The organism is Novosphingopyxis sp., assembly GCF_965218915.1.
Classification (GTDB): Bacteria; Pseudomonadota; Alphaproteobacteria; order Sphingomonadales; family Sphingomonadaceae; genus Novosphingopyxis.
In genome coordinates this window covers 1,619,347-1,640,185 of sequence record NZ_OZ244708.1, presented here as the reverse complement: position 1 = coordinate 1,640,185, position 20,839 = coordinate 1,619,347, and the positions used below count along the sequence as shown (strand labels likewise).

Sequence of the window (20,839 nt, the reverse complement as noted above, 5' to 3'; positions counted from 1 at the left end):
GAGGCAAGTCATTCAGGCGCGGCGCATCCGCTCACGCCTTTTGCAGATGTTTTCGCCCGAGCAGTTCGGCGATCTGCACCGCGTTCAGCGCGGCACCTTTACGCAAATTGTCCGAGACGCACCACAAGGTGATGCCGTTGTCCACGGTCGGATCGTCGCGCACGCGGCTGATATAGGTCGCGCCGTCGCCGACGCATTCGACCGGGGTGACGTATCCGCCGTCCTCCTGCTTGTCGATCAGCATGCAGCCGGGCGCCTCGCGCAGGATGGTCCTGGCCTGCTCGGCGGTCAGCTCGCTCTCGAACTCGATGTTCACCGCCTCCGAATGGCCGACGAACACCGGCACGCGCACGCAGGTGGCGGTCAGCTTGATCTTCGGATCTAGGATCTTCTTGGTCTCGGCCATCATCTTCCACTCCTCCTTGGTCGATCCGTCCTCGAGGAAGACGTCGATATGGGGAATGACGTTGAACGCGATCTGCTTGGTGAACACGTTCACGCTCTTCTCGTCGTTCACGAAGATCGCGCGGGTCTGCTCGAACAGCTCGTCCATGCCCGCCTTGCCGGCGCCGCTGACCGACTGATAGGTCGAAACCACGACGCGCTTGATCCGCGCGACATCGTGCAGCGGCTTCAGCGCCACCACGAGCTGCGCGGTCGAGCAATTGGGGTTGGCGATGATATTGTGCTTTTTATACCCGTCGATCGCGTCGGGGTTCACCTCGGGCACGATCAGCGGCACGTCGGGGTCCATCCGGTAGAGCGAGCTGTTGTCGATCACCACGCAGCCCGCCGCCGCGGCCTTGGGCGCATGGTCCTTCGACGCGCCGGAACCGGCCGAAAACAGCGCGATGTCCCAGCCGGCAAAATCGAAATGCTCGATATTCCTGACCTTGAGCATCTGGCCGGTCTCGCCGAACTCGACCTCGCTGCCGACCGAGCGGCTGCTGGCGACCGCGGCGATCTCGTCGATCGGAAATTCACGCTCGGCGAGGATGTTCATCATCTCGCGCCCGACATTGCCGGTCGCGCCGACGACGGCGACTTTGTAACCCATATGCTCTGGTCCGTTTTCTATGGCTGGCGACCGGGCCGCCGGTGTTGTTGATACAGATAAGTGTGCGGCGCGTCATGGCAAGCGAAACGGGGGGATACTGGTGCCTGCGCGCCTGCCTTTGCGTCCGATTTCAAGAAACCCGCTACCATCCACCGTCATTCCGGGCTTGACCCGGGATCCAGAACCCAGCGGCAGTGCCATATCGCCCTGGATCCCGGATCAAGTCCGGGATGACGTAGCTATTTAGGATGAGGGAGCGCCCCAATCCGTTACCCTCACCCGGTTAGAACCTCTAAAGCCTCACTCCCCCTCCCCCTTCACCTCGCGGTCGAGAAAGTTCAGGATCGTCTTCCACAGCTGCACGCTGATCTTCGGGCCGCCGACGCGGTGGGTCTGGCCGGGGTAGAGCTGCATCTCGAACGGTTGGCCGCCCGCCTGCAACTTGGCGATCAGCGCGGTGGAGTTCTCGAACACCACATTGTCGTCGGCCATGCCGTGGATCAGCAGCATCGGATCGGCGATGTTTTCGGACCGCGCGAGCGTGCCGGCGCGTCGATAGGCGTCGCCCTCGGCGGGATCGCCCATATAGCGTTCGGTATAATGGGTGTCGTAAAGCTCCCAGCGGGTGACCGGCGCGCCCGAGACGCCTGCGGCGTAGAAGCCCGGCGCTGCCTCGAGCAGTTTTTGAGTCATATAGCCGCCATAGGACCAGCCATAGATGGCGATCCGGTTTGGATCGACGAAGGGCTGCGACTTCAGCCATTGCGCGCCGGCGAGCTGGTCCTCCACCTCCACCGTGCCCATGGCGCGGTAGATCTGGTCCTCGAACGCCTTGCCGCGATCCGGCGAGCCGCGGCCGTCGATCGAGAAGACGATCCAGCCTTGGTCGACCAGATATTCCTGCAGCGGATCGGTCCAGGTCCGCGTCACCTGCCGGCCGGCGCCCGGGCCGCCATAATGCTGCACGAACACCGGATATTTCCTGCCCGGCTCGCGCGCGGGGCTGATCAGCTTGTAATATAGCGTGCTGCCGTCGGCGGCCTTCAATGTGCCGAATTCGGGCATGCGGTGGCTGGCGAGGTAGGGCGCATAGGGATGGTCCGCGTCGAGTGCGTTCTCGGATATCCAGAATGTCCGCCGCCCGTCCGTATCCGCCAGATAGGTCTGCGGCGGCTGGCCGGGGTTCGAGCGGTAGACCAGCATGGCGCGCGCCTCGTCGTCCATCTTGGCGCCGTTCCACCAGCCCGCCTCGGTCAGGCGCTGAATCTCACCCGTGCCGTCCAGCTTCGTGCGGTAGACGTGATTTTCGAGCGGCGTCTCGCGGTTGCCGGTGAACCAGACGAGACCCTGCTCCTCGTCCAGCCCGATGACCGAGCCGACCACCCAGTCGCCGCTCGTCAGCTGCGTCCACCGACCATCCTGCCAACGGTAGAGATGGTTGTAGCCGCTGCGCTCGGACGACCACAGCAGGCTGCCGTCCTCGAGCGCACGGAAATTGTCGGAGAGATTGGTCCAGCGCGGCTGTTCTTCGGAGAACAGGACGTTGGACGTTCCCGTCGCCGGATCCACCGCCATCAGATCGATGCGCGTCTGCGACCGGTTCTGGCGCTGCACGTAAAGCGTCTTGGCGTCGGGCGCCCAGGCGACGCGGGCGAGGTAGATGTCCTCGTCCTCGCCGAGGTCGACCCGCACCCGCTCGGTGCCATCGGGCTTCATCACGTAGAGCCGGACGATGGCATTGGGCGTGCCCGCGGCGGGGTAGCGCTGATCGTAGACCTCGGTCCCCTCGGCGCCGATCGCCGCGCGGGTGACGACGCCGACGGGACGGTTGTCGACGCGCGCCACCGCGATGCGGCCGTCGTCGGGCGCCCACCACTGGCCGGTGTCGCGGTCCATTTCCTCCTGCGCGACGAATTCGGCGACGCCCCATTCGACGCCTTCGGGTTCGTCCGGCGTGATCGCGGTGGCGTTTGTGCCAGCCATCGGCTGCACCATCAGCCGCCCGTCGCGCACGAAGCTCAGATAGCCGCCCCCGGGGCTGAGCGCGGGGTTGAGCTCGCCTTCCTCGGTCTCGGTCAGCCGGCGCACATTGCCGTCGCGGCCCGCCAGATAGAGATCGCCGTCGAGCGGCACCAGGATCGAGCGCGCGTCGGGCGCCCATTCATAGGACACGATGCCCTTTAGCCCGCCGATCCGCGCGCGTTCCCGCTGCATCTTTTCGGCCTCGCTGAGCTCGGCCCCGGTGCCGACCTGTTCGCTGTCGACCAGCATGCGTTGCTCGCCGGTCTGCAGGTCCATCGCCCAGAGATCGTAGCGCTCCTTGTCGTCCGCACGGTTTTTCAGCAGCGTCACCATGCTGCCGTCGGGCGCCAGCTCCAGACCGCGCGGGCTCGGGCCGCCGAGCGATGGGCTGCCGAAAATTCGCTCCAACGTGAGCGGTTGCTGCTCCGGCATGGCGGATCGGTCCTGGGCGATGGCGGGGACGGTGATCGCGGCGGCGGCAAGCGCCAGGGCGGCGAAGGCGAAAGGCTTCATGTCATGTTCCGATCGGACCCGACGCTCCGCTTAACCTGTCGAAGTTTCCCGTAAACCGGGGTTTAGAAAAAGACTTTCGCAACAAACTGTAAGCTTAAGGCCGACCGAGGGCGGCTGACGGCGGGGACAGTTTGCGTTCGTAGCTCATAACCCAATTGGTTATCATGAAGGGGCGGTTGTAGGAAAGCATTTTATGCACCCAATAGCGGATCAACGCGAGGCTCATCCTTTGACGAGGAAATTCATGGTTCGTCACCCCTGCGAAAGCTGGGGTCTCGGGTGGTAGTGAGCAAACTCCGGAGATGCCAGCATTCGCTGGCATGACGAACGATATTGGAAGAACCTGCCAACGCGAAATTTCCTGTTTGAGTAGCCCTGTCTGAGTAGAATAGGCTCGTATGCCGTGCGAATGACCGCACCGGCAATCCTTCTACTGCCCGCCCGTTGCCCCTCCGCTGTTTACTTGTCCGTCTTCGCCCCGCGCGGATCGCGGCGTTCGGCGATGCGCGCGCGCTTGCCGGTCAGGCCGCGCAGATAATAGAGCTTGGCGCGGCGCACGACGCCGCGGCGGACCACCTCAATCGAATCGACGTTGGGCGAGTAGAGCGGGAACACGCGCTCGACGCCCTCGCCGAAGCTCATCTTGCGCACGGTGAAGTTGGAACCCATGCCGCGGTTCGAACGCGCGATGCACACGCCTTCGAAATTCTGCACGCGGCTGCGTTCGCCTTCGACCACTTTCACGCCCACGCGAACGGTGTCGCCCGCGCGGAAATCCGGAAGATCCTTGCCGAGCGCTTCGATCGCTTCGGCCTCGAGAGTCTGAATGATGTTCATCGCATCAATCCTTTTTCGTTTCGCGCCGCGCGCCAGAGGGCGGTGGGTCCGGAGCGCCCCTGTGGCGTTCCCATAGATCCGGCCGCCGTGACCGTGTGATCGCCTCTGCCTGGGTCTTACGCCAGGCGGCGATCCTCGCATGATCCCCCGATCGCAGCACTTCAGGGATCGTGCGCCCTTCCCACAATTGAGGCCGGGTATAGTGTGGATATTCGAGGAGGCCGTCCTCGAACGACTCCTCCTCACCGCTGGAAGCCGCGCCCATTACGCCGGGAAGCAGCCGGATGCAAGCGTCGAGTAGCGCGAACGCGCCGATTTCGCCGCCCGAAAGCACATAATCGCCGATCGATATCTCCTCGATCTGCCGCGCATCGAACAGCCGCTGGTCGAACCCCTCGAACCGCCCGCACAGGATCGACAGGCCGGGGCCTGCCGCCAGTTCGCGCACGTGGCGCTGAATAAGCGGCTTGCCGCGCGGCGTCATGGCGATCAACGGCGCGTCGGGCGCACGTTCGAGCGCATGATCGACCGCGCGCGCCAGCACATCGGCGCGCAGCACCATCCCCGCCCCGCCGCCCGCGGGCGTATCGTCGACCGACTTATGCCTGTCGGTCGCAAAATCGCGGATTGGGATCGGCGCGCAGGACCAGCGCCCCTCCTCCAGCGCCCGCCCCGCCAGGCTGAAGCCGAGCGGCCCGGGGAACATCTCGGGGTAGAGCGTGAGGATTTGCGCGGTGAAGGTCATGTTTTATATTTTTGATTGGCAAGCGCTGCCGCCACCAAACCAATCAGAAAAGCGAATGCCGCGGCTATAGCGATCATCACCGAAAACATCATAACCATTCCGCAAGCATCGACCCCGCATTCCTGTTTGGACGCGGTCATGGAATGGATGACGAGGGCCGCACAACCGGCCCAGATCGCGGCGGGGATAGGAAGCGCAGCTAGAATTATTGCCCGGCGACGCGACCAGTGCGGTCGAAATTTTACTGCCAGAATTGTAAAAAACACGCTGGTCGCTGCCACCACACTCAAGAGGATTAGGAGATTCCTCAGGTCAGAACCAATCAGCATATCATTGAGCCCAATTTTCAAGCGAAAGCCTCGAAATATCCAAGAAGTCACGCTGGTTGTTGGTCACGAGGATCAGTCCTGTCGCGAGGGCATGGGCGGCGATCAACCGGTCGAAGCTGCTGCGCTTGAACGGAAGCTCCGCATAGACGCGCGCCGCTTCGCGGTCGAACGGCAGGATCACCAACTGATCGAACAGCGCTTCGGTGCGCGCACGCGTTTCCGCGTCGTCTGACAATATGCCCTTCAGCACCTCGCCATAGGCGATCGACGATGCGGCGATCTCACCGGGATAAAATTGCTCGATCCGCTGCGCCACCGCGCCGTCAGGTTCGAGCACCGCGTAGATGATGATATTGGAGTCGAGCAGATAGCGCGGCTCACTCATCCTCCGGACGCTTCCACGGCCATGCCAGTTCGCGCTCCTCGAACTGCCGGTCTTCCGGTTTCAGGAGTTCCAGACCGGGCGCTGATCCGAGGATCCTCTCGATGTTGATCTTCTTCCGCTCGCGTTCGACCGGTTCGATGATGTAGCGCCCGCGCTCCTCGCGCACGCGCACTGTCGTGCCCGGTTCGATATCGAAGCTGGCGGGCAGCCGTACGGCCTTGCTGTTGCCCGACTTGAAGACCTTGGTGGTAGGATCGTTCTTAGCCATACAAACCTCCGTGTACATCCTTCATGTATATACATTCGGGTCGTTCGTCAATCCTCGGCGGTCCAGTGCACCGGGATTTCGATTTCCGCGCCCTGCTCCACCGTCTCGGCTACCGGCACCATCAGCGTCTTGCCCTCGATCAGATCGATTTCGATAAGGTCGCCCGCGCCGTAATCCTCTACAGCGATCACCTTGCCCAGCGCCGCGCCGTCCGGCGTCACGCAGGAACGCCCGATCAGATCGACATGATAATATTCGTCCGCTTCCAGCGCGGGCAGCGCGGAGCGGGGCACGGTGAGTTCGGTGCCGCGCAGCGCCTCGGCGGCGTTGCGATCGGTCACCTCGGCGATGCGCGCGATGGCGCCGTCCTTGTTGGCGCGGACCGACGCGAGGGTCAGCTTGCCGTCGTTGAAGCTTTTGTGGCGCTTCAGGCTCGCCAGATCGCCGGTGAACAGTTTCAGGCGCACCTCGCCCGCGATCCCGTGCGCGCCGATGACGACGGCGAGGGGGACGGGTTTGTCGGGCAAGCCGCTCATATTCCCCTCCCGCTTGCGGGAATGAGCGGGGCTGTCGAACCGTCCCCCGGACGGTTCGATCGGGCGCCCCGCTGGGGTGGGCCTGCAATGGGTGAGGGGCGGCGCGGAAGGGCTCGAAGCTCCGCTTCTTGCGCCCACCCCCGGCCCCTCCCGCTTGCGGGAGGGGAGTCAGGCATCAGCCTTCGCTCTTCTCTTCAGCGGCGGGCTCTTCGGTCTTGGCCTCTGCGGCCGCTTCCTCAGCCGGAGCTTCGGTGGCTTCCTCGACCTTTTCGGCAACCACTTCCTCGGTCGCGGCTTCCTTGGCGCCTTCAGCAGGAGCGTCGGCTGCGGGCGCTTCCTCGGGAGCGGCTTCCTCGGGAGCGGCTTCCTCGGCGGGCGCCTCTTCCTTGGGAGCGTTCTTGGCCTCTTCCGCGGCTTCCTTGGCCGCCGCGGCCTTGGCGTCGCGCTCTTCGGCGCGCTCGGTGGCCTTTTCGCCCGGCTTGGCCTTGTTCGGGTTGTTGCGCGCCTTGCGCTCGACCACGCCGGCCGCATCGAGGAAGCGCAACACGCGATCGGACGGCTGCGCGCCGGCGGCGATCCAGTGCTTCGCGCGCTCGACATCCAGCTTGACCCGGTCGTCGCTGTCCTTGGGCTGCAGCGGATCGTAGCTGCCGATCCGCTCGATGAACTTGCCGTCGCGCGCGGCGCGCGAATCGGCCACGACGATTTTGTAATAGGGCCGCTTCTTGGAGCCACCGCGCGAGAGACGCATTGCTACTGCCATAATCTTATTCCTTGTCTTATCAAAAGGTTATTTGAGTTACTTACGTTTCTTGTTCATGAGATTGGCGAGTTCCGGTGGCAGGCCGCCGCCGCCCATTCCGGGCATGCCCCCTGCCCCCGGATTGCCGAGCGCGCCCATCATCTCGCCCATGTCCCCGCCCGATTTGCCGAACATCGCGGCGAGGCCCTTGAGCCCGCCCATCTTGCGGATGCGCTTCATGGCGCGTGCCATTTCCTGATGCATCTTCAGAAGCTTGTTCACGTCCTGCACCGTGGTGCCCGAGCCGATCGCGGCGCGGCGCTTGCGCTTGGCATTCATCAACTGCGGTTTCTTGCGCTCGAGCTTGGTCATCGATCCGATGATCGCGTCCATATGGAGCAGCATCTTGTCGTCCGCCCCGCTCGCGGCCATCGCCTGCTTGGCCTTTTTCATGCCGGGCATCATGCCCGCCAGCGCGCCGAGTCCGCCCATCTTGGTCATCTGGCGCAGTTGGCTGCGCAGATCGTCCATGTCGAACTCGCCCTTGGCCATCTTGCGCGCGAGCGCCTCGGCCTCGTCCGCCTCGACCGACGCCGCCGCACGCTCGACCAGCCCGACGACATCGCCCATGCCGAGGATGCGCCCGGCAACGCGTTCGGGGTGGAATTGCTCCAGCGCATCGGCCTTTTCGCCGGTGCCGACGAATTTGATCGGGCGGCCCGTAACCGCGCGCATCGAAAGCGCCGCGCCGCCGCGCGCGTCGCCGTCCATGCGCGTCAGCACCACGCCGGTCAGCGGCACCTGCTTGGAGAAATTCTGCGCGACATTGACCGCGTCCTGGCCGGTCAGCGCGTCGACCACGAGCAAGGTCTCGGCGGGCGTCGCGGCATCGGACACGGCGCGCATCTCGTCCATGAGCTGCTGGTCGACATGCAGACGGCCCGCGGTGTCGAGCATCAGCACGTCAAAGCCCTGCAGCTTGGCCGCCTGCATCGCGCGCTTGGCGATTTCGACCGGCTGCTGCCCCGAGACGATCGGCAAGGTGGCGACATCAACCTGGGTGCCAAGCGTCGCCAGCTGTTCTTGCGCCGCCGGACGGTTGACGTCGAGCGAGGCCATCAGGACCTTCTTGCGGTCCTTTTCCTTGAGGCGTTTGGCGATCTTGGCGGTGGTGGTGGTCTTGCCCGAACCCTGCAAGCCGACCATCATGATGATCGCGGGCGGGGTGACCGCAAGCTCCAGGTCCGACGCCTCGGAGCCGAGCATGCGCACCAGACCGTCATGGACGATCTTGACCACCTGCTGCCCCGGCGTGACCGAACGAAGAACGGACTGGCCGATCGCCTCGTCGGTGATCGATTCGACGAACTCGCGCACCACCGGCAGCGCGACATCCGCCTCGAGCAGCGCAATCCGCACCTCGCGCAGCGCCGCGCGTACGTCCACCTCAGTGAGCGCGCCGCGGCCCTTCAGCCGGTCGAACGTCCCCGAAAGCCTGTCGCTCAGCTTGTCGAACATAAATTCAAAATTCCTTGCCTGGGCGGCAAACGCAAAAACCGCCGGTGGGCGAAAACTCGCCGACCAGCGCGATTGTCGTGCAACCGGAGCTTGATGCGAACCCGTGACGAGCCGCTTTACCGTGCCGCCGATAGCGCCATGCGCAGCCGAAAGCAAACGTCCAATTTAAAAGACAGTGGGTCCGTTTGAATTCGCGTCTCTGCCGCACATTCCACATCCGTCGTTGCGAGGCCGTAGGCAGAAAGTCCATTAACCTATAATTCGCAACTATTTGCGATGAGGGCCCTTCACGATGAGGGCGTTGCCCATGACACCAAGTGCCGCACGCCGGTTGAAGCCAAGCCACAGCCGCACCCGCAAGGATGTGATCGCGGGCGGCATCATGATCGCGGCGATCATTCTATTCGTCGGCACCGGCGGCTCGGTGCTGTCCGATTTCGTGCTTCAAATGCAGGGCATCGGCAACACCGACAATGTCATGGTCGCCGCGCTCCTGCTCAACATCGCGCTGATCATCTTCGGCTGGCGGCGCTACCGCGAGTTGATGTGCGAAATGGGCGAGCGCATCGCCGCAGAGGACCGCGCCAACCAGCTCGCCGTCACCGATCCGCTGACCGGGCTCAACAATCGCCGCGCGGTGACCGAGCGCACCGCCGAGCTGTTCATGGCCGCGCGCAAAGCCGGGCGGCAGATCGCGTTTCTGATGCTCGATCTGGACGATTTCAAGCGGATCAACGATCTTTACGGCCACGACGCGGGCGATGCGGTGCTGAAGGAAGTCGCCGCGCGCATGCAAGACGTGGCGCCCGGAGACGCGTTGCTCGCGCGTCTGGGCGGCGACGAATTCGGCTGTGTGTTTCTCTACGACCGCGAGCATCCCAAAACGGTCGAGGCGCTGGCGGCGCAGCTGATCGAAACGGTGGCCCGGCCCGCCCGGCACGACAATATCGAGTTCGATCTCACCACCTCGGTCGGCATCAGCGTCAGCGACAGCGGCGCCGAGAGCGTCGAGATGCTGATGCGCCGCGCGGACATCGCGATGTATGCCGCCAAGCGCCTGGGCAAGGACCGTCTCGCCTGGTTCGAGCCGGGCATGGAAGAGGAACTGCGCGCGCGCAACGAAGTCGAGCTGGCCATGCGCCGCGGCATTCCGCTGGGCGAATTCCTGCCCTATTTCGAACCGCAGATCGATCTCGCGACCGGCGAGCTGGTCGGCTTCGAGATGCTCGCCCGCTGGCTGCACGAAGGGCTGATCGTCGAGCCCGATACCTTCATCGGCATCGCCGAGGAAAGCGCGCTGATCGAAAGCCTGTCCTTTTCGATCATGGAGCAGGCGTTCGTCGAGGCCCGCGCCTGGCCTGCGCATGTTACGCTGTCGGTCAATATCTCGCCGGTGCAGCTGCGCGATCCGTGGCTGGCGCAGAAGATCGTCAAGCTGCTCACCGAAACCGGCTTTCCCCCGCATCGGCTCGAAGTGGAGATCACCGAAAGCTCGCTGTTCGAAAATCTCGCGCTCGCCCAGACCATCGTCGCCAGCCTCAAGAACCAGGGCATCCGCGTGGCGCTCGACGATTTCGGCACCGGTTACAGCTCGCTCGCCCATCTGCGCGCGCTGCCGTTCGACCGGATCAAGATCGACAAAAGCTTCGTCCTGTCGCTCGCCGAGAGCAGCGACAGCAGGGCCATCGTCAAGGCGATCATCGGGCTTGGCGAGAGCCTGGGGCTGCCGGTCACCGCCGAGGGCCTCGAACTGGCCAGCATTGCCGACACGGTGCGCGACATGGGCGCCCATCGCGGGCAGGGCTATGGCTATGGCCGCCCCGTCGGCGTCGACGGCGCGCGCAAGCTGCTCGCCGATCACGGCATGCCGATCGTCACCGACGCGCAGCGCGAGACCGCCGCATCGTCCGACGCGCAAGACCGCGAGACGCCCCGCCGCATCGCCGGCTGACGTTCCGCCGTTCCGCTCCCGCTTGCGGAAGAGGTTTTCCCAAAGGATCACGCATCACAACCTTCTCCCGCCCGGGCGGGAGAAGGATACGCAGCCCCGGATTTAATCCGGGGCGGAGTTGCCTGCCCCCGCGAAAGCGGGGGGATGAGGGTGGGTGGCGCGCCAGCGCCAGCGTCGGCGCTTCGCTCCGTAACGCGAGCCCCCTCACCGCTGCATCTAGGTAGCAAGCTCCCAAGTCTCGCTCCTCTCCCGCAAGCGGGAGCGGGTTGGTCTCGAACGACTTGCCTACCCCCATCCCCCGCGCCGCTGGACTTGGCCGCGCGCCGATCCTAAAGCGCGGGCCATGCACAACGGCCGTTTTCACAAGATGCACGGGCTCGGCAACGATTTCGTGATCGTCGATGCGCGCAAGGAGCACTTCGCCCCCCCGCCCGCGATGGCTGCGGCGATCGCCGACCGATACAAGGGAATCGGCTGCGACCAGCTCATCGTTCTGACCCGATCCCGCGCCGCCGATGTCGCCATGCGCATTTTCAACGCCGACGGCAGCGAGGCCGAAGCCTGCGGCAATGCGACGCGCTGCGTGGTCGCGCTGATCGGCCGGGACGTGACGGTGGAAACCGTCGCCGGCCTATTGGAAGGCCATGCCGGCGATCTGCCCGAAGTGGCGATGGGTATGCCCAGCTTCGACTGGCAGGCGATCCCGCTGGCCTATGCCGTCGATACCAGCGCGATGCCCGTGGGCTACGGCCCGCTCGAGCGCCCGATGGCGGTCAATATCGGCAATCCGCACGCGGTGTTTTTCGTGGGCGACGTGAATGCGGTCGATCTCGCCGCACTCGGTCCCGAGATCGAGCATGACGCGCTGTTCCCGGAGCGGGTCAATGTCAACGTTGCCGCCGTGCGCGGCGATGGCGGGCTGGACTTGCGCGTTTGGGAACGCGGCGCGGGGCTGACGCTGGCCTGCGGCTCCGGCGCCTGCGCCACCGCCATCGCGGCGATCCGCAAAGGGCTGGCGACCAGTCCCGTCGCGGTGCACCTGCCCGGCGGCGTGCTGACGGTCGACTGGGCCGAGGGCAAACCGGTGCGCATGCGCGGTTCCGCTTCCTACGTCTTTTCCGGCCGTACCGACTGGAGCCGCTTCGGATGACCGAGACGATTTCGCTCGGCTGCCGCCTCAACATTGCCGAAAGCGACGCCATCGCGGCGTCGCTCGGGACGCGCGAAGACCTGATTGTGGTCAACAGTTGCGCGGTCACGAACGAGGCGGTGCGCCGGACCCGGCAGGCGATCCGCAAGGCGCACAAACGCCGCCCCGATGCGCGGATTATTGTCACGGGCTGCGCGGCTCAGGTGGAGCCGGAGACTTTTGCGGCGATGCCGGAAGTCACGCGAGTGATCGGCAATGCGGATAAATCCGATCCCGCCTTTTACCCAATCCCCATACCTACCAAAAAAACCGTCAGTCCTGAGCTTGTCGAAGGACGCTTCTCAGGCGAAAGCCAAGGCCCGGACGAGAACCATGCTTCGACAGGCTCAGCATTTACGGGTTTGGGGGTAGGGTCGGATTTTGGTTTGGATCTTGCCCAGAAAATCAACGTCTCCGACATCATGCAGGTGCGCGAGACCGCGCCGCAGCTCGCCGCCAGCTTTTCCGGCCGCGCGCGCGCCTTTCTGGAGGTGCAGAACGGCTGCGACCATCGCTGCACATTCTGCATCATCCCGTTCGGCCGCGGCAACAGCCGCTCGGTGCCCGCCGGGGCGGTGGTCGAGCGGGCCAAGGCGCTGATGGACGAGGGCTTTCGCGAGATCGTGCTGACCGGAGTGGACGTCACCAGCTACGGCGCGGACCTGCCCGGCCGGCCCCGGCTCGGCAGCCTGGTCGAGCGCCTCCTGAAAGCCGTGCCCGCCCTGCCCCGCCTGCGGTTGTCCTCGCTCGACGGGATCGAGATGGACGAGCGCCTGTTCGATCTGATCGCGCACGAGCCGCGCGTCATGCCGCATGTCCACCTCTCGCTGCAGGCGGGCGACGACATGGTCCTGAAGCGCATGAAGCGGCGCCACAGCCGCGCGCAGGCGATCGAACTGGTGCAGCGGCTCAAGGCGGCGCGGCCGGAAATCGCGATCGGCGCGGACATCATCGCCGGCTTCCCGACCGAGACCGACGCCATGTTCGCAAACAGTCTCAAGCTCGTGGAGGAATGCGATATCGTCCACGGCCACATCTTCCCCTACTCGCCACGCCCCGGCACCCCCGCCGCGCGGATGCCGCAGGTGGACGGGCGCACGATCAAGGCCCGTGCGAAGAAGCTGCGCGACGCGGTGGCGGCGCGGCGGGTGGCTTGGCTGGCCGCATTCGTCGGCAGTGTGCAACCGGTGCTGGTGGAGCGAGACGGGCATGGTTATACGCCGAATTTCGCGCGCGTCCGAGTATCGGAAGCACTCTTCCATCCCCGTCATTCCAGCGAAAGCTGCAATCTTGAAGGGCAGACCGTTGCCGTGGGAGATCCCAGCTTTCGCTGGGATGACGCGATCGAGAGGTCTGCCATCACAGGCACCGTCGCACCCCTCCGCATCGCCGCCGTCGATGGCGATCAACTCACCGGAGAACCGGCATGAGCGGCAAGCCGAGCTGGCGCGACCGGCTGTTCGGGGGGCTTAAGGACACCAGTCAGCGGCTGACCGGGAACCTCGCCGGGATCGTCGGTGCCGGGCGGCTGGAGCAGCATGATCTCGACCGGATCGAGGATGCGCTGATCATGTCCGATCTCGGCCCCGCAACCGCCGCGCAGATCAGGGACAAACTCGCCGCAGAACGTTTCGACGGCGGCGTTACCGAATACAAGGTGATGCAGGTGGTCGAGCGCGTGATCGCCGCGATCCTGCGCCCCGCCGCGCGGCCGCTGGAGATCGACGCCTTTCCGCGCCCGCAGGTGATCCTGGTGATCGGCGTCAACGGATCGGGCAAGACCACCACCATCGCCAAGCTGGCGCATAATTTCGTCGAGCAGGATTACGGCGTCATGCTGGCGGCCGGCGATACGTTTCGCGCCGCCGCGATCGGCCAGCTCAAGATCTGGGCGGACCGCATCGGCGTGCCGATCATCAGCGGCAAGGAGGGCGGCGACGCGGCGGGCATCGTCTACGATGCCGTCAAGGAGGCCACCGCGACGGGCATCGACGTGCTGATCGTCGACACCGCCGGGCGCCTGCAGAACAAGCGCGAGCTGATGGACGAGTTGGATAAAATCCGCCGCGTGCTGGGACGCTTGAACCCGGAGGCGCCGCATAATGTGGTGCTGGTGCTCGATGCCACCACCGGCCAGAACGCGATCGGCCAGATCGAGACCTTCAAGGAAGTCGCCAAGGTCACCGGCCTGGTCATGACCAAGCTGGACGGCACCGCGCGCGGCGGCGTGCTGGTCGCCGCGGCCAAAAGCCAGGGCCTGCCCATCCACGCGATCGGCGTCGGCGAGACGCTGGATGACCTCAAACCCTTCGATCCGGACGAGCTTGCCGCCGCGATCGCCGGAGACACGCAATGACCGACGCCAATGGCCCGGCCGCAGCTACCGCCGCGACGTCGCCGAAAAAGAAGAACGGCCTGCTCAGCTTCGCGCTGGATTTCGGGCCGCTGCTGCTGTTCTTCCTATCGTATAAATTGTTCGATCCGGGCGACAATCCGGTCTCGGCCGCGATTTACGGCACCGGCGTGTTCATGGCCGCGATCGTGGTCGCGCTGATCCTGTCGAAGACGCTGCTGGGTAAGATTTCACCGATGCTGTGGCTGTCGGCCATCCTGGTGATCGGCTTCGGTGGGCTGACGATCTATTTCGGCGATCCCAGCTTCATCCAGCACAAGCCGACCGGCATCTACGCGCTGTTCGCGATCACCATCTTCGCCGGCCTGATGCGCGGCAAGCCCGCGATCCGCTATCTGCTCGAATATGCGTTCGAGGGGCTGTCGCACGAAGGCTGGATGAAGCTGTCGCGCAACTGGGCGCTGTTCTTCACTTTCCTCGCCATCGCCAACGAGGCGATCGTCGCGGCGTTCGATTTCGACACCTGGCTGACCTTGAAAGTGTGGGGCGTGACCGCTTTATCGGTGATCTTCGCCATGGCCAACGTGCCGATGCTGATGCGCCACGGACTGAAGGTGGACGACGATGTCGAGGAAGCGGTCGAGGTGCCGCCGCAGGGGTGAGGCTTGGCGCTTGTCTCAATTAATCGTCATTCCGGGCTTGACCCGGAATCCAGGGTCCAGCGGCAGTGCCATCTCGCCCTGGATCCCGGATCAAGTCCGGGATGACGTCGTTTTTGGATTTTCCGGGTTCTTTGGATTTCTGGTTCTGTCTTTGACACAAAAGAAAGGCGATTATGTACCTTGCAAACCCGTTTCATTTTTTCGTCACCCAGCGAAAGCTGGGGTCTCGGGCGGGATCGCCATGAGGTCTGAGATGCCAGCTTTCGCTGGCATGACGAAAAAGAAAGGCGGAGCTATGCCGTTCTGAATTTCCATCCGACTGGGTTTGCAAAGCGTCTGGGGGCACCTCACATACGCTTACATAAACTAACAAAAGCAGGGGGTTAGCCGCGGAAATACTTGTGTTAGAATATTCTTGCGTGCTCCTGTGTATACAGCGGATCTCAGCCAAACACGAGCTCTGCGTATACACGGTGTGTGTCACGGAAAGGGTATTTCGATGGGTTCGTCACGGCTTAAACCGCTCACGGTCAAGGAAATCGACAAGCTCGCCGCAACGCGGCCACGAACGATCCGGCATATCGGATTGGGCGGCGTTCCGGGCTTCGTCCTGGTGCACACGCCGGCCGGCCATACCTCTTACGCCCTCCGTTATCGGGTAAATCAACGGCTGGTGAAGCTTACGCTTGGCAGCACCACAGCGCTGACGCTCGCCGAGGCCCGAAGCATGGCGGCGGAAGCACGCACCAAAGTCGAAAAGGGTGGCAACCCGCACGGAGAAAAGCTCGCCGCGCGGGCTATGGTGGTGAAGCAGGAGAAGCTCGTCCCCCAAAAGCTCTGGGATAAATATATGCAGCTCGCTGCAAGCCAGCTTCGCTCACGCGGTGAGAAGGACCGACTATACCGGAAGCATATCGAGCCGATCATCGGCAAGCTGTGCATCACCGAAGTCAAGCGCGCCCACGCGCTGGAAGTGGTTGACGCATTGGTGGCCGCAGGCCTGCTGAGGCAAGCCGACAAGGTTCGACAGGAAGGGGCAGCCTTCTTCAACTGGCTCTTAGAACGCGAGGTTGTGGACCGGAACGTGTTTGCAGGTATCCGCAAGGCGCAGATCGGCAATACCATTCGAACGCGGGTGCTGTCGGACGACGAGCTGCGGGAAATCTGGGTGCAAAGCGAGCAAGAGGCGGCCTGTTGGAGCCAATGGATCAAGCTTTTGATCCTCACCGGCTGCCGCAACAACGAGGTGCGGAGTGCGAGCTGGTCGGAGTTCGACCTGACCGGGCGCCTGTGGACCATCCCCGCGGAACGCGCGAAAAACAAGACGCCGCAGCCAATTCACCTCACTGATGCCATGCTCGATGTTCTGGACGAAATAGCGCGCTTCACCGATAGCGACTTCCTGTTCCCCGCGGTTCGCAATCCACGCCAGGCCATGTCCGGCGACCAGAAGGTCAAGGATCGGGTCGATGCCCGGATGCGGGCCGCAATCGTCGCTGCAGGTGGGCGCGAGCCGGAGAACTGGCGGTTCCATGACTTCCGCCGCACCGTTGCCACCGGCTTGCAGCGCCTCGGCTTCCGTCCCGACATCGCTGACCAGGTCATCGGCCACGTGAGCAGCACCCGCTCAGGGGCAGCTGCGCACTACCTCCACTACCGCTACGAGGAGGAGAAAAAGCAGGCGCTGGAGGCGTGGAGCGCCCATGTCATGAGGCTGCTCGGAGATACCTCGGACGGTCTAGAAAATGTGGTGGAGATGCGACGATGAACGATACGATGCCACCCTTCATGAGCGACGATTCGCAACGGCACATTCGCCAATCGATGGAAGAAGCGCCGGAAATTTGGATCGAGGCTGCCCGTTTCGATTCAATGCGGGCACTGAAACATCCCGAGCGACTGGCCCATATCCTCGCGGCCCAAGATGTCGCACGTTCTCAATCGATCGGCGAATGGCGCCACGAGGCGTCTAGTCACCCGCATGACGATCTGGCGCGAGGCGGAAAAACCGCAAAAGAAAATCCAGATAAACTTGCTCGGGCTTATTTTTTGGCTCTCGCATTACGTCGTCTGCTTGAATTGGTCGATGCGCCGAGTTCAATCGCCGACGATCTGCAAGATGTTTTGGGCCCGCACCTTTCAACGAAGTCGGATTGTCGGGCTAAGTTGCAAAAGGTGCTCATCGACCGGCCCGAACTGTCCGACAATAAAACGGCACTCAGCGCTGAGACCGGATGCGATCGGCGACTAATTGCGCGCTATCTCAAAGATGGGAGTGTTCAGCTAAAGCCATAATGGGACATCGAACCGGTGGCGTCCCACAAATCCCGTGTGCTCCATAGGGTGCGCCCGATAGGCGGTGCGCTCCTCTGACAGGCGATCTTAGCCGTCAGAAAGCTCCTCCCATCGGTTTATCGATGGAGGATAATATGACGAATACCAATGGTGAAACCGCAGCCAGTGCAGCCGTGAAAGACGCTGCGCCACCCCCCAAGTCTCGTATGCTCCGTCAGCCGGAGGTTTTGGCCCGGATCGGGGTCTCATGGATGACTCTGCGTAGGTGGGAAGATGCCGGCCTGTTCCCTCGCCGCGTCAAGCTAGGGCCCAATTCGGTCGCATGGTACGAGAGCGACATCGACGAATGGTGCGCTTCGCGTAAGACCAAGTTCGTGGCGGTCGCGCGATGACCGACATCCTCAACATCGCGCTGCGTCACCTTGAACATGGCTATGTCCCGCTTCGGGTTGATTTCAAGAGTAAGGCCCCCCGCTATAGCGGTTGGCAAACTTTAAATCCGTCCGAAGAAAGCCTCGCGGCGGCATTCACTCGCCCATCCAATCTCGGTATCCGAACAGGAGATGTCCAAGCCGACGGCACGTGCTTGCTCGCCATCGACATCGATTTGGAAGATGCCGGGCTAATACGCGCCGTCGAGCAGGCGATCGGCGTCAAGGTGCCCTGTAAACAGGGACGCAAGGGCTACACTTGGTTCGTCCGCATAGATGAACCGCTGCAGAAGAAGGTGCTGCACTGGTATCGCGAAGGGAAGAAGCGACCTGCAGGCGACATCTTATGTGTCGGCGCCCAGACCGTGGTACCGCCGTCGATCCATCCGGACACGAAGCAACCTTACCGTTGGGTGAGCGGCCGGCCTCTCGACGAAGTCCCCTATCGCGAGCTTCCGCTCTTCTCCCGGACCTTGATCGATGAAATCGCTGGCTTCTGCAAGAACGCGGATGACGCGATTTACGCACTCAACGACATGGAATGGCGAGGTGTGGGCGGTGGAGGCGATACGCACGACACATGCCTAGCCGCCGTTGCTTCGATGGTTTCCCGCGGCTGGAGCGATGAAGACATCCACGCTCGTATCGATCGCGCGAAGCGAGCAGCGTGCGAAGCTGCCGGAGAGCCTTACGATTGGCCGGCGGCGCAGAAGGATATTCAGGAATGGATCGACAGCGCCCGTGCGAAGTTCGGGAGCGGCAGCAAGAAGACTGGCAAGCTCAGCCACGGTGTGCTTGCCGATGCCTTTCTCGCGCAGTCTAATGAGCATATCCGTTACGATCGCGACCGTGACTGCTGGTTCTTCTTCGACGGCATCTGCTGGCGCGCCAATCAGACGTATCGCGTGCGAAACCTGATCGACGTGTTTCTATCCGCTGAGCTGCGCAACAGCCACACCATCAGCGGCGTCGAACAATCGCTGCGGAATCGACCGGAGCTGTCGATACTTCAGCGAGATTGGGATCCCCATTTTCATCTGCTGAACACGCCCGGCGGAACGGTCGACCTCCGAACCGGAGAGATAGGTGCGGCTCGACCTGCCGATCTCGTTACAAAGTGCACCGCGGTAGCTCCCAATCTCACTTACGAGAGCTCCCTGTGGGTCGAGAAGCTTGTCGAATGGTTCGGCGATGACCCGATCGAGCAAGCTTACATTCAAACGCTCGCAGGGTACTTCCTGACCGGCGAAACACGGCATCCGTGCCTGCCGCTTTGGATCGGTCCCGGCGGTGACGGCAAGTCGGTGATCGCAAACACCTTCCGCTACATTCTCGAAGACTATGCCCGCACATCGACCGACACGGCCTTCGTCGATACAAGGCAGAGTCAGCATTCCGAGGAAGTGGCATGGCTCAACGGAGCGCGTCTCGTCCTCGTTAACGAGATCAATGCTAATGCACCTTGGAACGAAGCTCGGATTAAGGCGGTCACGGGGGGCGAAAGCATTTCCGCGGCGTTTAAGCGCGGTCATGTGTTCGAGTTTCGCCCCGCGTTTAAGTTGCTCGTAACGGGAAACGAGGCACCCCAGTTGCGATCGGTTGGGCCGGAATTCCGTCGGCGATTCCACGTCTACAAGTTCACTCGTTCCATCGCCAATCCGGATACTCGCCTTCCCGAGAAGCTGAAGGCCGAGGCTGGCAGTATCTTGGCGTGGATGATTGAGGGAGCGGTGCGTTATTATCGCGAGGGGCTAAAGCGGTCGCCTGCCGTTCTGGCGGCGAGCGCAGAGTATTTCGAAGAACAGGACCTCATCGAACTTTGGATCGGCGAGCGGTGTGAGCGCGGTGATAACCATAAAGTGGATGCTCAGCTTGCTCACGGTGATTTTGTTGAGTGGTGCACCGAACAGGCGATCCGCCATCCGCTGACGCGACTCCGTTTCACGGGACGCTTGGGGGCAAAGGGCATCGCGTGTCGACCGGCACATCTTCCGGGCCGCGACAACTCTGTCCGATGCTATCACGGCATTCGCCTGAACACCTCCGGCGATTTCAGCGGCGGGCCTACGTTTTGAAGTTGCCAAGCAGGCAAATCAGGGCCTCGTACATGGTGCGGGGTTCGGGCTCACCGGCTTGCCATATCTTGTGCACGTCGAGCAGATCGAAGTCAGCTCTCGTACCGCGGACGATCACCTGTTCGCCGACGAGCTTTCGTTGCGATCTAGTAATATCGAGCCGCCATCGGCCGCCGCCGTCCATCAGCAATAGAAAGCCGTGTCCGTCATGGCCCAATTTGCCAGTCTCGAGATGCGCCGCGCCTCTCGGCATCGCGAACTCCCCGAAGTCGATGGCGGTACGCCCCCGCGTATCGACTTCACACCAAGCCCTGGTGATCGGGGAGTTAGTAAACCGAACACAGCCGGTCCCTACGACCTTTAGGCGGGTAGCCCTGGACATACGTCGCAGGCTCCCCGACCATAAGGGTCAAGGTTGTGCGGACTGCATCAGGCAGTCCAACTGCTGTGTTTCGGGGTTACTACGCCCCAGAACCGTGCGTGGCGGCTCCAACTCTCATTTGAGCACGGCGCGGGCGGCGACGCAATTCTTCTCGAGCTAACGCGGTCTGACATCTCGAGGATTCGAAGTGTCAGATGGCGAACGTATGTCACCGTACGCCAGCGATAGCTCCCGCGATCGGCGCAAAGCCAGTTACAAACCCCCTGACGATCATGACGGTGTCCGGTGGTGGTCTCATGGAGGTGAGCAGGATGCGGTCCGATCCCCGTCGGCGTGTTTGGTCGGCGCGTCGGGAGCACACGGCGCCGACGTCAGGATCGTCAGGGCGTCATGGCATGGCGGAGCTAGGAAATTAGAAGGTGGTCAGGCAGCGCCTGCCAGTTTGAACAGCGAAGCACTCATCGTAAGATCAGCGCTTTCGCCGTGCTCATCAGTTCCAGCAAGCAAAAGTAGAAATGCAGATTCGGACAATCGATGCCGCCGTGTCTC

The 20,839-nt window shown here is 63.1% G+C and carries 20 protein-coding genes; 9 read left to right on the top strand and 11 right to left on the bottom strand.

What is annotated here, in order from left to right:
- Positions 1-31: 31 nt before the first annotated feature.
- The 10 genes from ACOQPC_RS07560 to ffh form a co-directional block, all read right to left on the bottom strand.
- Complete coding sequence (locus ACOQPC_RS07560) at positions 32-1,057, bottom strand: aspartate-semialdehyde dehydrogenase (protein ID WP_420608026.1); 1,026 nt, start codon at positions 1,055-1,057, stop codon at positions 32-34.
- Between the two features lie 300 nt (positions 1,058-1,357).
- Positions 1,358-3,592, bottom strand: coding sequence for a DPP IV N-terminal domain-containing protein (locus tag ACOQPC_RS07555; protein WP_420608025.1), 2,235 nt, complete (start codon positions 3,590-3,592; stop codon positions 1,358-1,360).
- A gap of 459 nt (positions 3,593-4,051) precedes the next feature.
- Positions 4,052-4,429, bottom strand: coding sequence for a 50S ribosomal protein L19 (gene rplS / locus ACOQPC_RS07550; protein WP_420608024.1), 378 nt, complete (start codon positions 4,427-4,429; stop codon positions 4,052-4,054).
- Between the two features lie 4 nt (positions 4,430-4,433).
- A complete protein-coding gene (trmD, locus tag ACOQPC_RS07545; RefSeq protein ID WP_420608023.1) occupies positions 4,434-5,174 on the bottom strand; it encodes a tRNA (guanosine(37)-N1)-methyltransferase TrmD in 741 nt (246 codons plus the stop codon).
- Positions 5,171-5,524 (bottom strand): hypothetical protein, encoded by a 354-nt coding sequence (locus ACOQPC_RS07540; RefSeq protein ID WP_420608022.1) that lies wholly within the window; start codon positions 5,522-5,524, stop codon positions 5,171-5,173. Before ACOQPC_RS07540 ends, trmD begins: the two co-directional genes overlap by 4 nt.
- A complete protein-coding gene (locus ACOQPC_RS07535; RefSeq protein ID WP_420608021.1) occupies positions 5,505-5,888 on the bottom strand; it encodes a type II toxin-antitoxin system VapC family toxin in 384 nt (127 codons plus the stop codon). Before ACOQPC_RS07535 ends, ACOQPC_RS07540 begins: the two co-directional genes overlap by 20 nt.
- Entirely contained in the window at positions 5,881-6,156 is a 276-nt protein-coding gene (locus ACOQPC_RS07530; protein WP_420608020.1) for an AbrB/MazE/SpoVT family DNA-binding domain-containing protein, read from the bottom strand. The genes ACOQPC_RS07535 and ACOQPC_RS07530 overlap by 8 nt, the downstream gene beginning before the upstream one ends.
- A 47-nt stretch (positions 6,157-6,203) precedes the next feature.
- Positions 6,204-6,692: a ribosome maturation factor RimM gene (gene rimM / locus ACOQPC_RS07525; RefSeq protein WP_420608019.1), complete on the bottom strand. Its 489-nt coding sequence runs from the start codon at positions 6,690-6,692 to the stop codon at positions 6,204-6,206.
- Between the two features lie 175 nt (positions 6,693-6,867).
- A complete protein-coding gene (gene rpsP / locus ACOQPC_RS07520) occupies positions 6,868-7,455 on the bottom strand; it encodes a 30S ribosomal protein S16 (RefSeq protein ID WP_420608018.1) in 588 nt (195 codons plus the stop codon).
- 36 nt (positions 7,456-7,491) lie between these two features.
- On the bottom strand, positions 7,492-8,952 hold the full coding sequence (gene ffh, locus ACOQPC_RS07515) for a signal recognition particle protein (RefSeq protein WP_420608017.1): 1,461 nt from the start codon (positions 8,950-8,952) through the stop codon (positions 7,492-7,494).
- Positions 8,953-9,259: 307 nt separating this feature from the next.
- Between ffh and ACOQPC_RS07510 the strand changes: the two genes are divergently transcribed.
- The 9 genes from ACOQPC_RS07510 to ACOQPC_RS07470 all read left to right on the top strand — a co-directional run bounded on the left by ACOQPC_RS07510 (position 9,260) and on the right by ACOQPC_RS07470 (position 19,908).
- Positions 9,260-10,903: a putative bifunctional diguanylate cyclase/phosphodiesterase gene (locus tag ACOQPC_RS07510; protein WP_420608016.1), complete on the top strand. Its 1,644-nt coding sequence runs from the start codon at positions 9,260-9,262 to the stop codon at positions 10,901-10,903.
- A 343-nt stretch (positions 10,904-11,246) separates the two neighbouring features.
- Positions 11,247-12,053, top strand: coding sequence for a diaminopimelate epimerase (gene dapF, locus ACOQPC_RS07505; RefSeq protein WP_420608015.1), 807 nt, complete (start codon positions 11,247-11,249; stop codon positions 12,051-12,053).
- Positions 12,050-13,522: a tRNA (N(6)-L-threonylcarbamoyladenosine(37)-C(2))-methylthiotransferase MtaB gene (gene mtaB / locus ACOQPC_RS07500; RefSeq protein ID WP_420608014.1), complete on the top strand. Its 1,473-nt coding sequence runs from the start codon at positions 12,050-12,052 to the stop codon at positions 13,520-13,522. The genes dapF and mtaB overlap by 4 nt, the downstream gene beginning before the upstream one ends.
- Positions 13,519-14,448 carry a signal recognition particle-docking protein FtsY gene (gene ftsY, locus ACOQPC_RS07495; RefSeq protein ID WP_420608013.1) on the top strand — a complete coding sequence of 310 codons (930 nt, stop codon included), beginning with the start codon at positions 13,519-13,521 and terminating at the stop codon, positions 14,446-14,448. Before mtaB ends, ftsY begins: the two co-directional genes overlap by 4 nt.
- Positions 14,445-15,107, top strand: a complete 663-nt coding sequence (locus ACOQPC_RS07490; RefSeq protein WP_420608012.1) for an inner membrane-spanning protein YciB — start codon at positions 14,445-14,447, stop codon at positions 15,105-15,107. Before ftsY ends, ACOQPC_RS07490 begins: the two co-directional genes overlap by 4 nt.
- Before the next feature lie 499 nt (positions 15,108-15,606).
- A complete protein-coding gene (locus ACOQPC_RS07485; RefSeq protein WP_420608011.1) occupies positions 15,607-16,875 on the top strand; it encodes a tyrosine-type recombinase/integrase in 1,269 nt (422 codons plus the stop codon).
- Positions 16,872-17,402, top strand: a complete 531-nt coding sequence (locus ACOQPC_RS07480) for a hypothetical protein (protein WP_420608010.1) — start codon at positions 16,872-16,874, stop codon at positions 17,400-17,402. Before ACOQPC_RS07485 ends, ACOQPC_RS07480 begins: the two co-directional genes overlap by 4 nt.
- A 122-nt stretch (positions 17,403-17,524) precedes the next feature.
- Complete coding sequence (locus ACOQPC_RS07475; RefSeq protein ID WP_420608009.1) at positions 17,525-17,794, top strand: helix-turn-helix transcriptional regulator; 270 nt, start codon at positions 17,525-17,527, stop codon at positions 17,792-17,794.
- A complete protein-coding gene (locus ACOQPC_RS07470; RefSeq protein ID WP_420608008.1) occupies positions 17,791-19,908 on the top strand; it encodes a phage/plasmid primase, P4 family in 2,118 nt (705 codons plus the stop codon). Before ACOQPC_RS07475 ends, ACOQPC_RS07470 begins: the two co-directional genes overlap by 4 nt.
- On the opposite strand, the gene ACOQPC_RS07465 is transcribed toward ACOQPC_RS07470, so the two are convergent.
- Entirely contained in the window at positions 19,898-20,161 is a 264-nt protein-coding gene (locus ACOQPC_RS07465) for a DUF5818 domain-containing protein (protein WP_420608007.1), read from the bottom strand. The two genes, ACOQPC_RS07470 and ACOQPC_RS07465, sit on opposite strands and share 11 nt — an antisense overlap.
- Positions 20,162-20,839: the final 678 nt, after the last annotated feature.

What these genes read in the sequence shown, in the direction of transcription:
- ACOQPC_RS07530 (WP_420608020.1), bottom strand. Translation starts at nt 6,156, where the DNA reads ATGGCTAAGAACGATCCTACCACCAAGGTCTTCAAGTCGGGCAACAGC.
- ACOQPC_RS07465 (WP_420608007.1), bottom strand. Translation starts at nt 20,161, where the DNA reads ATGCCGAGAGGCGCGGCGCATCTCGAGACTGGCAAATTGGGCCATGAC.
- ACOQPC_RS07480 (WP_420608010.1), top strand. Translation starts at nt 16,872, where the DNA reads ATGAACGATACGATGCCACCCTTCATGAGCGACGATTCGCAACGGCAC.
- dapF (WP_420608015.1), top strand. Translation starts at nt 11,247, where the DNA reads ATGCACAACGGCCGTTTTCACAAGATGCACGGGCTCGGCAACGATTTC.
- ACOQPC_RS07510 (WP_420608016.1), top strand. Translation starts at nt 9,260, where the DNA reads ATGACACCAAGTGCCGCACGCCGGTTGAAGCCAAGCCACAGCCGCACC.
- ACOQPC_RS07470 (WP_420608008.1), top strand. Translation starts at nt 17,791, where the DNA reads ATGACCGACATCCTCAACATCGCGCTGCGTCACCTTGAACATGGCTAT.
- rplS (WP_420608024.1), bottom strand. Translation starts at nt 4,429, where the DNA reads ATGAACATCATTCAGACTCTCGAGGCCGAAGCGATCGAAGCGCTCGGC.
- rpsP (WP_420608018.1), bottom strand. Translation starts at nt 7,455, where the DNA reads ATGGCAGTAGCAATGCGTCTCTCGCGCGGTGGCTCCAAGAAGCGGCCC.
- ACOQPC_RS07490 (WP_420608012.1), top strand. Translation starts at nt 14,445, where the DNA reads ATGACCGACGCCAATGGCCCGGCCGCAGCTACCGCCGCGACGTCGCCG.
- trmD (WP_420608023.1), bottom strand. Translation starts at nt 5,174, where the DNA reads ATGACCTTCACCGCGCAAATCCTCACGCTCTACCCCGAGATGTTCCCC.
- ftsY (WP_420608013.1), top strand. Translation starts at nt 13,519, where the DNA reads ATGAGCGGCAAGCCGAGCTGGCGCGACCGGCTGTTCGGGGGGCTTAAG.
- ACOQPC_RS07485 (WP_420608011.1), top strand. Translation starts at nt 15,607, where the DNA reads ATGGGTTCGTCACGGCTTAAACCGCTCACGGTCAAGGAAATCGACAAG.
- mtaB (WP_420608014.1), top strand. Translation starts at nt 12,050, where the DNA reads ATGACCGAGACGATTTCGCTCGGCTGCCGCCTCAACATTGCCGAAAGC.
- ffh (WP_420608017.1), bottom strand. Translation starts at nt 8,952, where the DNA reads ATGTTCGACAAGCTGAGCGACAGGCTTTCGGGGACGTTCGACCGGCTG.
- ACOQPC_RS07475 (WP_420608009.1), top strand. Translation starts at nt 17,525, where the DNA reads ATGGAGGATAATATGACGAATACCAATGGTGAAACCGCAGCCAGTGCA.
- ACOQPC_RS07555 (WP_420608025.1), bottom strand. Translation starts at nt 3,592, where the DNA reads ATGAAGCCTTTCGCCTTCGCCGCCCTGGCGCTTGCCGCCGCCGCGATC.
- rimM (WP_420608019.1), bottom strand. Translation starts at nt 6,692, where the DNA reads ATGAGCGGCTTGCCCGACAAACCCGTCCCCCTCGCCGTCGTCATCGGC.
- ACOQPC_RS07535 (WP_420608021.1), bottom strand. Translation starts at nt 5,888, where the DNA reads ATGAGTGAGCCGCGCTATCTGCTCGACTCCAATATCATCATCTACGCG.
- ACOQPC_RS07560 (WP_420608026.1), bottom strand. Translation starts at nt 1,057, where the DNA reads ATGGGTTACAAAGTCGCCGTCGTCGGCGCGACCGGCAATGTCGGGCGC.